At 65.1% G+C, this 11297-nt stretch carries 13 protein-coding genes; 7 read left to right on the top strand and 6 right to left on the bottom strand.

Features of this window, described 5'->3' with window-relative positions; genetic code table 11:
• Nucleotides 1-5 precede the first annotated feature (5 nt).
• The 7 genes from A9974_RS14235 to A9974_RS14200 all read left to right on the top strand — a co-directional run bounded on the left by A9974_RS14235 (nucleotide 6) and on the right by A9974_RS14200 (nucleotide 5804).
• Complete coding sequence (locus A9974_RS14235) at nucleotides 6-395, top strand: flagellar hook assembly protein FlgD (RefSeq protein ID WP_183004825.1); 390 nt, start codon at nucleotides 6-8, stop codon at nucleotides 393-395.
• An 11-nt stretch (nucleotides 396-406) separates the two neighbouring features.
• Nucleotides 407-1606, top strand: coding sequence for a flagellar hook protein FlgE (locus tag A9974_RS14230; protein ID WP_183004824.1), 1200 nt, complete (start codon nucleotides 407-409; stop codon nucleotides 1604-1606).
• Nucleotides 1607-1665: 59 nt separating this feature from the next.
• Nucleotides 1666-2376 (top strand): FliM/FliN family flagellar motor C-terminal domain-containing protein, encoded by a 711-nt coding sequence (locus tag A9974_RS14225; RefSeq protein ID WP_183004823.1) that lies wholly within the window; start codon nucleotides 1666-1668, stop codon nucleotides 2374-2376.
• Between the two features lie 76 nt (nucleotides 2377-2452).
• Nucleotides 2453-2767, top strand: coding sequence for a FliM/FliN family flagellar motor switch protein (locus A9974_RS14220; protein WP_183004822.1), 315 nt, complete (start codon nucleotides 2453-2455; stop codon nucleotides 2765-2767).
• Between the two features lie 319 nt (nucleotides 2768-3086).
• On the top strand, nucleotides 3087-3836 hold the full coding sequence (gene fliP, locus A9974_RS14210) for a flagellar type III secretion system pore protein FliP (RefSeq protein ID WP_183004820.1): 750 nt from the start codon (nucleotides 3087-3089) through the stop codon (nucleotides 3834-3836).
• 11 nt (nucleotides 3837-3847) lie between these two features.
• Nucleotides 3848-4624 carry a sigma-70 family RNA polymerase sigma factor gene (locus tag A9974_RS14205; protein WP_183004819.1) on the top strand — a complete coding sequence of 259 codons (777 nt, stop codon included), beginning with the start codon at nucleotides 3848-3850 and terminating at the stop codon, nucleotides 4622-4624.
• Between the two features lie 61 nt (nucleotides 4625-4685).
• Nucleotides 4686-5804, top strand: coding sequence for a hypothetical protein (locus tag A9974_RS14200; RefSeq protein WP_183004818.1), 1119 nt, complete (start codon nucleotides 4686-4688; stop codon nucleotides 5802-5804).
• A 24-nt stretch (nucleotides 5805-5828) separates the two neighbouring features.
• Here A9974_RS14200 and A9974_RS14195 read toward each other — a convergent pair whose 3' ends face one another.
• From A9974_RS14195 to A9974_RS29490, 6 genes are read right to left on the bottom strand one after another with little or no spacing between them, the layout of a single operon-like run.
• Nucleotides 5829-6215 carry a hypothetical protein gene (locus A9974_RS14195; protein ID WP_183004817.1) on the bottom strand — a complete coding sequence of 129 codons (387 nt, stop codon included), beginning with the start codon at nucleotides 6213-6215 and terminating at the stop codon, nucleotides 5829-5831.
• Between the two features lie 8 nt (nucleotides 6216-6223).
• Nucleotides 6224-6787 carry a tetratricopeptide repeat protein gene (locus tag A9974_RS14190; RefSeq protein WP_183004816.1) on the bottom strand — a complete coding sequence of 188 codons (564 nt, stop codon included), beginning with the start codon at nucleotides 6785-6787 and terminating at the stop codon, nucleotides 6224-6226.
• A 23-nt stretch (nucleotides 6788-6810) separates the two neighbouring features.
• Nucleotides 6811-7929, bottom strand: coding sequence for a hypothetical protein (locus A9974_RS14185; protein WP_183004815.1), 1119 nt, complete (start codon nucleotides 7927-7929; stop codon nucleotides 6811-6813).
• Nucleotides 7926-8828 carry a hypothetical protein gene (locus tag A9974_RS14180; protein ID WP_183004814.1) on the bottom strand — a complete coding sequence of 301 codons (903 nt, stop codon included), beginning with the start codon at nucleotides 8826-8828 and terminating at the stop codon, nucleotides 7926-7928. The genes A9974_RS14185 and A9974_RS14180 overlap by 4 nt, the downstream gene beginning before the upstream one ends.
• An 11-nt stretch (nucleotides 8829-8839) precedes the next feature.
• The gene (locus tag A9974_RS14175; RefSeq protein ID WP_183004813.1) at nucleotides 8840-11020 is read right to left on the bottom strand and encodes a YcaO-like family protein; all 2181 of its coding nucleotides are present in this window, start codon (nucleotides 11018-11020) and stop codon (nucleotides 8840-8842) included.
• A gap of 42 nt (nucleotides 11021-11062) precedes the next feature.
• Complete coding sequence (locus tag A9974_RS29490) at nucleotides 11063-11197, bottom strand: hypothetical protein (protein WP_255468169.1); 135 nt, start codon at nucleotides 11195-11197, stop codon at nucleotides 11063-11065.
• Between the last annotated feature and the right edge of the window lie 100 nt (nucleotides 11198-11297).

Raw genomic sequence — 11297 nt, 5'->3', positions numbered from 1 at the left:
GCATCATGGCAATCGATTCGACCGCGGCAGCATCCGCCTCGACCCAACTGGGCATGCAGGACCTGCTCAAGGTGCTGCTGGCGCAGCTGACCAACCAGAACCCGCTGAAGCCGATGGAGAATCAGGATTTCATCGGTCAGATCGCGCAGTTCTCTTCCCTGGAGCAAAGCCGCCAGACCTACGCCAAGCTCGACCAGTTGGTGGGCCTGCAATCCTCCCTGCAATCTGTGGGGCTGATCGGCAAGACAGTGGATGTGCAGTCCGCTACGGGCAGCATCACAGGCGTGGTGACGGCGCTGAGTCTCGCGTCCGGCAGCCCCATGCTCAGCGTGCGGACCTCCAGCGGGTCCATCGTCAATGACCTGAGCTTGGGCTCGGTGTCGGCCATCCGCTGAAGGGGACGGATATGCTCGACAGCATCTGGCTCAGCCTGGCAGGAATGAACGGATTTTCCAAGGGGCTGCGCACCATAAGCAACAACGTCGCCAACATGAACACGCCGGGTTTCAAGAAATCCCAACTGCTGTTCGAAGAGCAGTTCAATGCCAGCGTGCCGTACAAGCATGATCGGCAAGGGTTGGGCGGGGAAGGCAGCGGCGGCGGCGTCAATGCCTATGCCAGCCGCATCGATTTCTCGCCGGGCGAGGCCCGCCAGACGGGCGCCGGCCTCGATATGGCGTTGGACGGCGCCGGCTATTTCATGCTGCGCGCGCCGGACGGCGAGGTACGTTACACGCGAGCCGGCCAGTTCGACTTCGGCGATGACGGTATCCTGCGCAACAAAAGCGACGGGGCAGTCGTGCTGGGCACCAATCGAAAAGGCGAAGGGCCGCTCGGGCAAATCTCGCTGGCAGGTCTGACCACGTCGCCCGCCAATTCCACCTCGTCCATCCGCTTTACCGGATACCTGTCCTCGACGGGCACCGACCACCAGTTGGCGGCGGTCAAGATCTACGACCGCAGCGGCACGGAACATTTGCTCAAGGTGTCCTTCGCCAACGTGGGGGCAACCCAGCCGGGTGCCTGGAAGGTCACCGTGGAAGACGGGCCGAACAAGATCGGCGAAGGCACGCTGGTGTTCAAGGACGGCCGGTTGGATCCTGCCTCCGCCAAAATCGGCGTGACCTACGCGCTGCCGTCGCTGGCGACGCAGTCGATCACGCTGGACTTCAGCGAGGGCGTGACCTCGTTCGCGTCGGGCACCACCTCTACGCTCACCGTGTCGGGCCAGGACGGCTACGCCGCCGGGACCGCCACTGGTGTGACCTTTGATGCTGCCGGCGTGCTGTCGGTGGCATATTCCAACGGCCGGTCGGTCCAGGGGGCACGCATTGCACTGGCCCGCTTTGCCTCGGACGACGTGCTGTCGCCGCTCGGCGCCAGCCAGTTCGTCCTGTTGGACGAGCGGGGTCGCACGCTGGGCAACCCCCGCGAGGCGGGCTTCGGGCGCCTGCAGACCGGCCGGATCGAAGGGTCCAACGTCGACCTGTCGCAGGAATTCAGCGACCTCGTCGTGATGCAGCGCGGCTACCAGGCGGCGTCGCAGACGATTTCCACCGCTAACGACCTGATCCAGTCGCTATTCGACCTGAAAGGCAGACGCTGATGACGACCTGGACGATAGCTTGGTGGACGCAGGCGGAACGCGAGCGGGCTGCAGACAGGGTGCGACTGGCGTTGCGCGACTGGGCTGGGCAGTGGGGTACCGACGAATCCATCGTGGCGGTCGCCGGTGGCGCCGTAGCGCCAGCCGAGGCGGCCGTAGCGGGCTGGTTGTGCCTGACGGGTAGCGGCGACTGGGATGGCGTTTGGTTGACCCACCCGGATGCCGCGGCGCAGGGACTGGGCGGTGCCCTGTGCGACGACCGGCGGGAGCCGGACGCGGTGACCCGCCACGGCGGACCTGTCTCACAGGCCGTGGCGCGTCAGGCCGTGCGCGCCTTGGCCGCGTCGCTTTGCACGCGTTTCGACTGGACCGCGGTCAATGACGACGCAGCGTGCGTCTTGCCGACGGGGTTGTTGCGCGGGGGGCTGGCGCTGTCGTTGTCGGTGGCGGGTGCGCCGCTCGTACTGGTGTGCAGCGCTGGGGTGGCGCGCAATGTCACGGCGCGTCTGCCTGATGCGCTGGAGGTGCCGCTGGTGTCGTTACCGCAGGTAATTGGCCTGCGTCCGGTCACCCTGTCCGTCGCCTTGCGTTCGGTGCGCCTGGACATCGGCAGTCTGTGTTCGTTGACGACGGGCGATGTGATCGCCCTGGACCACAAGCTGGATGAACCGGTGGCGCTGCTGGCCGGTGACGCGTCGCCGGTCGCTGACGCGCATCTGGCCAGAATCGGCCCGCAAAAGGCCATCAGGTTTGGACGGGCGGCGCCCTAGGCGACGTTCGCAATATTAGAAAAACTCTGCAGGAGTACGAATTTTGACTACGCAACACGGAGACATTGCCGGCGCAATGGCTCAACCCATCGAGTTCCCGGAAGGCGTGGACGCCCAGGCTGAGCAACAGGCGTTGGCAATCCGCAATCTCAACCCCATCCACAGCGTCAAGGCAACGTTGTCCGTGCGGGTTGGCGAAGTGGAACTGACGGTGGGAGACCTGATCAACGCCAGGAGCGCGCAAGTCTTTGCGTTGAATAGACGGGTCGATCAGCCGGTGGACCTGCTGCTGGAAGGCAGTGTGGTGGCGCGAGGCGAACTGGTCGCGGTTGGCGACCACTTCGGCATCCGCGTCATTGAGCTACCCCTGGATCTGCGTTCGCTCGCATGAGCGCCGGTACGCCCTTGGAGTGGGCGCGAGAAACTGCTCCAACGACGGGGTTGCAGTCCTGGTCGTGGGCGCTGGCGATCGTGTTGGCGCTGGCCGCGTGCGGCCTCGTGCTGTGGTGGCGCGCACGTACCGGGACGCCGGCGGGCCGCCGGATTTCGGGTCCGGCATTGCGGCGCCTGGGCGGCACGCGTTTGAGTCCTAAGGTGACTCTGGAGGTCATCGAGTTTGGCGGTCAACGGCTGCTGTTGTCCGTCAGCGATGCGGGCGCCCGCGAAGTGGCCCGTGAACCCGTGTCCGGTGCAGACGCGCGGAGCGAACCATGAAGACGCGCCATCTCGCCGCCGTCATGGCGGTGCTGCTTCCGTTCGCCTATGCGGCAAGCGCCCTGGCCGCCGGTCAGGCCCCTTCCGCAGGATCCCTCGTGCCCGCCGGCGCCGCACCCGAAACCGCCATGGCGCTGCGAGTGGCTATCGGCCTGACGGTGTTGAGCCTCTTGCCCGCCATGCTGGTGTGCATGACGGGGTTTCTGCGCATCATCATCGTGCTGTCGATGTTGCGCCACGCCTTTGGCATGCAGGAGACTCCGCCCAACGCTGCACTACTGGGTCTGTCGCTGTTCCTGACGCTTTTCGTGATGGCGCCCGTGGCGCAGGACGTGAACCAGCACGCGCTGCAGCCGTTCATGCAGGGCACATTGTCGATCGAAGATGCCTATGCTCGCGGCGCCCAGCCACTGCGTGTCTTCATGGTCAAGCAGACCCGCGAGGAAGACCTGGCGTTGATGCTGGAACTGTCGGGCGCGCCCAAGCCGAACATGCTGGAAGAGGTCAGCAATGTGCAGCTGATTCCCGCTTTCATGCTGTCTGAACTGCGTGTGGCGTTCCAGATTGGCTTTGTGATTTTCCTGCCGTTCCTATTGATCGACCTGATCGTCTCCAGCGTCCTGATGGGGCTGGGCATGATGATGATGCCGCCGGTCACAGTTTCCCTGCCGATCAAGATCCTGCTGTTCGTGCTGATCGACGGCTGGGGGCTGGTCTTGCGTTCAACGATCGGGTCATTCCATTGAGCGCCCTGGCTATGAGCAAAAGCTCCTACGAATCGGACTGGCCGCTTCTACCCGAAGAGGACCGGCTGTGGCTCGCCTACCGCGAGGCGCCCACTCAGACGCTGCGCGACCGGCTGGTGACCCGGTATCTGCCCTATGCCCGCGCGATCGCGGCCCGCATGTATTCGCGGCGGGGCGGGCAGGACTTCGAGTTCGACGACTATCTGCAATATGCGTCGCTGGGCCTGATGGAATGCGTGGACCGTTACCAGCCCGGGCTGGGAGCGTCGTTCAAGACGTATGCCACGACCCGCATGGCCGGCTCCATCCTGAATGGCCTGGAAAAGCTGACCGAGCGCCAGCAGCAGCTGTCGATCCAGCGCCGCCTGACCGCCAACGAAGACCGCATGGCGTCGTGGGCCGAAGATGACGGCGAGGACGACGGCATGGAATCGACCGAAGCTTTGTTCCGCCGGCTGGCTGCCGTGGGGGTGGGCGTAGCGCTGGGCGTGCTGCTGGAAGGCTCCGGCCTGATCGAGTGGCAGGCGGGCCAGGCGGCCAACGGCCTGGGCGCCTACGAACAGGTCGAACTCAAGCAGTTGCGCGACCGCGTGCTGGCGCTGGTCACGGCCTTGCCCGAGCGAGAGCGTCATATCGTGCGGGCCCACTATATGCAGGACGTCCCTTTTCAGGACATCGCGGCCGAACTGGGGCTGACCAAAGGCCGGATTTCGCAGTTGCACAAGCGGGCATTGGAAATGCTGCGCAACGAACTGGCGAAGTACCGGCAATCGTCGGCCGATTTCTGACTGCCGCGGATCGCGCTACGCTAATCCCTTGAACCGATTTCGTATTACAGGAATCCTTGCCATGTCGAACCCCATAGACCGCCTGGACCGTTTTGACGGCTACCTGCGGCAAGATCCGGACAACACCGCCTTGGCGGTGGACGCGTTCGAACTGGCCCTGAGCCTGGGCCTGCACGAACGAGCCGGGGCCTATCTGGACGCGGCGCAGGCCAGCGCGGGCGATGCTCCGTACCTGGCGTACCGACGCGGCGCCTGGCTGGCCGCGCAGGGTCGCTGGGACGAGGCGCTGGCATTGCAGCAGGCGCTTTGCCAGCGCTATCCGGACGATGCGGATCTGGCAGCCGCAAAAGCCAGCTTGCTGCATTATGCGGGCCGGCATGACGAAGCCGAGGCCGACTGGTCGGCACTGCAGGCATCCGGGCAACTGCCCGACCACGCCTGGGCCAACCGCTTGCGTACGCTGCATTTCCTTGGGCGGCTGAAAGAAAGCCTGGCGCTGGCCGGCATGCGTGCCGACCTGTTGCGTACCCAACCCGAGGCTGCCGGCGTGCTAAGCCTGATGGCCGTGGATGTCGGCGATTTCGCCGCGGCCCGGCTGTGGTCTGATCTGGCGCTGGCTGGCGAGCCGCCGTCGCTGGAGGCGTTGACCGCGCGGGGCGCTTTGGCCTTGGCGATCAAGGATGCGCCTGGCGCCCTGGCGGCGCTGGCGCCGGTGGTGCAGGCGCGGCCAAACGAAGGGCGGGCCTGGTCGTCGATGGGCATCGCGCATTTGCTGCTGCAGGATGCCGGTGCGGCCCAGGCCGCATTTCTGCGGGCCACGGCCCTGATGCCCGAGCATATCGGCAGTTGGCACGGGTTGGGTTGGGCACGGCTGCTGGGCCGCGATGTGGCGGGCGCCGCCATGGCGTTCCAACAAGCCCTTGAACTGGACCGAAACTTCGGCGAAAGCCATGGCGCGGTGGCCATTGGCCTGGCCCTGGCCGGCCAGCACGATGAGGCCGAACACCACATAGCGCTGGCCCTGCGCCTGGACCCGGCGTCGCTGTCGGCGCGTTTCGCCCAGGCGGTGTTGAGCGGCGCATTGCAGAATCCAGACGAGCTCCAGGCGCTGGCTTTGCGGGCACTACGCGGCGTCGAGGCGCCGGACGGCCGGTCGCTGGCGGACTGGATTCGCACGTGACAAGCGGCGCCCTCGGGCGCCGTTTTATTTTTCGGTCGTTTCTTTGGGCATGGCCAGCAGCAAGCGCGCGGCGCGCCGGCTGGCCGCCAACAGTTCAGGCTGCGCTTCCATGCGCTGCTGAACGATGTCCACCAGCTGATGGAATTTAGGGTCATTGATCAGGTTCGTGCCCAGGTCCGAGAGCAGGGCAGCTTCCAGAAAGTACCGAAAGGCTTTGCGCTCCCTGCCGGGGTCATCGGGGTTCAGGGCCCCGACACGGATCACGAGTTCGGTGAACGCCGGGGGTTCCTCTGTCTTGGCCGAGCCCTTGGCGCGGATGGCCTTGTCGGCCTTATTGGTATTGCCCGCGCGTCCGCCGGCCGCGGTCCGCTGCTGAATAAGCTGGGCCAGGCGCCCAATGCCGTCAATCATCGTAGGGCCTACAGGTTCTGCTTGTAGGATGCCAGCACAAACTGGGTTGCGGCTTCGTTTTGTTCGCCAGGCGCGGGGTCGTCGGCGCGGCCTTGCAGGGTCTGGATATGCGCGGCGACCATGCGCATGTCGTGGTTCAGCGGCGCATTCTCTTGATTGTTGGCGATGCCTTTTTCAAGCAGCAGCAGCGCATCGTCGAAGGCGTCGATCGCCAGCGCCGCGAAGGCGCGCTTGAACAGCACCAGGAAGTGGACTTCACCGAGGTCTTCGAGCGGTTGCCAGGTCTGGAACGCGGCCAAGGGCCGCGCGCTGGTGAACTGCAGCAGGCCCAGCTGAAAGCGTGCGGTGGCCAGCACGGGTTCAAGCTGCAAGGCGCCAATGAAGGCGGCCTCGGCCGCATCGGGTTCGCCGCGTTGCATGTGGTGCGCGGCCAATACCGCCAGGACTTCACCGGAGCGAGGCTGCGCCTGTCGGGCGTGCTGCAGCACGGCCAGTGCGGCGTCGTTGTCGCCGCGCTCCAGCGCTTGGGCGTAGTGTTCTAGAAAGGGTGGGGGAACGGGGGCTTGGGTCATGGCAATGGCGCGGCAGAGGAAGATCAGAGAGGGGCGACGGCGGACAGTTGCAGATCGCCTGCCAGGGATTCGGCAAGCTGGGCGCAGTGCGTCGCATCGTGCCCGGTGACCGCAAACATGGGCCATGCGTGGCCAAGGTCGTAGGGGCGGCTTGAATCGTACGCCAGCTCTCGAATCAACGGTACGCATCCCGCACCGAATGCCGCCTGGCGTCGGCCATGCTGCAAGGGTAACACCAGCCGCCTGATGCCCACATAGGGAGTTGGCCAGGAGAATTCCAGGGTTTGTGCCAGGCCTAGCATGTAGGCCAGCGCGGCGGGGTAGAACGGCAGGCCCAGTCCGTGGAAAGCCCGATCCGGCATGGTGCCGGGACGCAGGTTGATGTCGATGGGACACAGCTCGCCGTCCTTTTCCACGCACTGTATATAGATGATGGACTGCCGCAGGCCGATATCGTGCAGCGACTGGATCATGCGTCCGATCTGCTCGTGGCGGGGGTGGTGTTGGCCCAACAGCATCCATTCACACTGCATCGAATCGCGCGGGAATCGCAGGCGGCTGCCTTCGTGGACCACGATCTTTTCCGGACCGGACACGGCCGCCGCGGTATACACGTCGCTGTCGCCGATGTACTCCATCGTCAGATACCGGCCGTACCAGGAGTTGGGGTCGTTCTGATAGGCCAGGAAGGCTTCCAGCAGATCCTGGGCCACCAGCCAGTCATGAAAGTGGCGCAGGCTGTCATAGCGCTGGTAGGCCCAGGGGTGCTCGGCGAACGAGCCGCTGCCCTTGTCCGGCTTGACGATGATGGCGTAGGACAGGTCCAGCAGCAGGTCTTCGGCGCGCATGGGAGCATGCGTCCAAAGCGTGCTGAAACCACAGCGCGCGAAATGGCGATAGGCCAGGGATTTTTGCGTGGCAATAGTGGTGGCCAGGACATCGGGTCCGGCTACACGGTGCAGCGCGGCGAGATTGGCTGCATCCACGCTACGAAAGTCGCTGCAGGCGAACACACCCAGGGTATGGGCGTCGGGGTAGGGAACGACGTCCAGGTCCAACGCGTGGGCCGCGGCGTGGTACTGCTTTTCCTTGGCGGCGCTTTCGCGGCTGTGCGAGGCGAGCAGAACGATATTGTGTTTCATGTGGATGCCTTCAGGTCGGGATGCAACATGCCGCCACGCAGCAGGTCGAAGGGATGCGTCGTGCCGAAGTGCCGGTTGGCCTGCCAGCTGTCACGTTGGGCGTCATGATCGAACCAGGGCGCAAACCCCAGCACCAGGTGGATGCGGGGCGTATTGCTGGGTTCTTTCACATACACCCGGTGGGGGATGTTGGTATTGAAGGTGTAGGCATGGCCGGGCGCCAGGAAGTGCTCGGTCATGGTGTCGGAATCGGCCTGGGGAGTGTCCTTGGCGTGCTCGATCTGCAGGCGGTACGCCGGGTCGGACGTCAGCGGGATGTTCAGTCGCAGGTTCTCGAACACCGGCTCGTCGCGGTGCCAGCCGTCCATGAAATCCGCTGTGATGCCGCGTTTGCCGATCAGCACCGATAGCCGGGAACGGATCAGCGTCAGGCCGCACTGATCCAGGAACGATCCCAACGCGCCCAGCCGGGCCGCGGGCGTGCGGACCCGAAAGCCATACGAATCGAAGTAGGTGTTCTTCAGGGTGCGATGGCGCTCCACCGAGTTGTAGTAGAACTCGCTGATCGGATTCATTGAGGTGCCCAGCGTGGCCTGGTGCACGTCGTGCACGCCGGGGTCGTGCATGTCGGGGTTGTGCACCAGCGATAGCGACTGGTAGTTGTGATCGTCGTAGCGGCCTTCGGCCGACAGCCAGCCGTGCAGGCCGTGCGCCTCGATCGCCTGGATTGCGGCGTCCTGCAATCCCTGGTAAAGGCCGGGCGGCAACGCAATCGCCAGCAATTGCGATGATGTCTGGCCTTGCATCGCTGAGCAGGCGTCGGCAAACGGGGTTTGCGCCTTCAGGTGCTGGACGATCGTCAGCGCCTCGGGCGCATCGTGAACCGGAAACGGGGTCATGGCGGGGCCTTTCAATTGAAGGGGTGGGGGAAGGCATGCTGGCGACGAGGTGCGCCAGTGGCCTGCAACGTGCGTTGATAGGCGGGGTGCCCTTCAGCCGCGTTCCCGACACCGAATTTCAGTGGGATCAAGCCAGGTATGAATGCGCGCACGGTAGGCGTACGCAGCGGCGCACCCTCGCTCAGGTCGACGGCAATCAGCCGCTGACCATCGCGACGCAGGTGCTCGACCAGGCCGTTCCAGTCCTGCGCGCCGTTGGCGGGACGCAGCGGCGGCAACGGTGAAGACACCAAGTGGTCGGCGCGGCGGAAATATGCTCTCTGCCGGTATAGCTGGGCATGGCAGGCGGCTTCTTGCACTTGCGCCGGGCGCCAGACGGCCGGCTGGGGTTGATGCATCGTCACGTACACCTGCGCTTCCAGTTCCATCAGCGCATGGTCCATGGCCAAGTCAAGCGTGTAGCCAGCGCTGCTGGCGACCCGCGTGAAGGCGTGCGAGACCGACTGCCCAAAACAGAAGGCGACCTGGCAGTATGGCGATGGCAGGCTGCGCAGTTCGACCTGCAGGCCAGCCGTCCGCAAGCGCTGCACACGGGCTTGCACAAACCCAGGCAGCGCGGCTTCATCCACGGCGTGGGCGGCCTGCCCCAGCCACACGCACACGACGGCGTCGCGTTCAATCAATTCCAGTGCCGCATTTTCCAGCGCCGCCTCTGTTGAGGCATGACAGGCGACGCCGGAGGTATTGCCGCTGGTGTAGGCAGTGGGGCGACGCAGATCGGTCAGTGCTTCTTCCAGATACACCAGGTCCGCCAGCATGAAGCACGGCTGGTCGGCGAATACGTCATGGGCTTCCTTCCACCAGTAGGTGGCCCCCTCGTCAAAGCGTTGGTAGGGAAAGGCCTGTCGACGGTATTGGGCATCGCGATAGCGCAGCACGTGGGCCGGATGCACGGCACCGGGCAGATCTTGCCGTCGCGCCGCCACCAGGTCCCGCGGTTGCAGCAACGCTGCGCGCTCGCGGCTTTCCATCACGGCTTTCAGCCGGGCCCGGGCGGGTTGTGCATCGCGTCCCCATGACCACGGATGCGAGGGGTCGCAGCGGGCGCGGCACAAATAAAAGCCAGCGTCCCCGCCTGCGTGTAGGTCGACCCAGTCGAATTCGTCATCAGAGGGTGCGTCGGACTCGGAGCCTGCCGAGCCGATTAACACGGTCGTGATCGGTACGATGCCGGTCGGCAAGCGCAGCAGACGGCCCAGCTCGTCTTCAATGAAGCCGCCGATCTCAACCGCATGGCAACCGCCTGATGCCGCCGCCAGCATGGCGTTCTGGGCGGCATGGCCCGCCTCAAGCGGTACGTAGGACAACGCCCGCAGGCCGTATTTCATCGCGCTGGCCGAGAAGTCGGCCGCGATCACCAGTACGCCCTGTGCCTGGTCCAGCAGTTGCGGCGAGGAAAACGCGGCGCAAGCGCGCGACAGATCCGTATCGATCGGTACGTAATGCAAGCGGCCGACAGGACCCGCGGCAAGACGGTATACCCCGGTAGGCAGTACCCGCGGTACATCGTCGCCCGCAGCATTGCCGACCCGCAGGTTGACGTAGAAATAGTGCAGGGGATAAAGGGCGCCCGCCGATGGACTGGTGGTCCGCGTCGCGTCGGCTTCGGTGATGATGCCGGCGGCGGCCCAAAGGATAGACGTCAACGTCGGTGTGTCCACGGCGGCCAGGCCGAAGCTGCGCCGAGACCGCCGCCTGGCCAGCAGCGCATGCAATGCGGCGGCCGGGCCACCGCTATCGAGCGCTATTGCACCATCGCCTGGCGGTGCGTTCAAACGCTGTTGGGCGACATCCATCAACACTCGCAGCGCCTTGGCATCGGGTTGTTGGCCCAACGTGCGAGGATTTTTGGCGTAGGCCCACAAGTGTTGCGGCGCGTCGTGAACGCAGACCAGCGCACCTTCTTCGATCAAGGTGTGCAGCAGGCCGTTGACGGATTCGGCATGCCAGTTTTCGCGTTGCCGGCGTTGCAGCCATTGGCGTGGAGTCAGGCTACCGTCGAATTCATGCAAGGCGCGCAAGACGCGGGCCGGCGCATTCAGCGACAGCGTGCTCGTCGGCAGCCGGCATTGCAGGCGTTCGCCATGCAGCAGGCTTCCGGGCATCAACACATAAGGAAGATCCAGTTGCATCGGCGGCGCCTGCGCGGGGCTGCCGCCGCAGGCCTCGTTCGCTTACTTGCCGCTGCTGCCTGCGGGAACGGGCACGGATTGACCACGACGCTGCTGGTTGGACGCGGTCCAGGTGAAGCGCTTGGGATCGTTCTGGCCGGCGACGGGCTGGGGAGTGGTAACGGGGGGCTGGCTCATGGTTGCTCCTGTTTCAGGACATCGGCACGCCTCGCGGCATGCGTTGGATGGAGAGTCCGGGTATCAGCCGGCTCGCATAACTTGTCCGCGCGAAGACGGG

Source organism: Achromobacter sp. UMC71, from assembly GCF_014170305.1.
Classification (GTDB): Bacteria; Pseudomonadota; Gammaproteobacteria; order Burkholderiales; family Burkholderiaceae_B; genus Achromobacter.
This window is presented reverse-complemented; position numbering and strand designations above follow the sequence as displayed.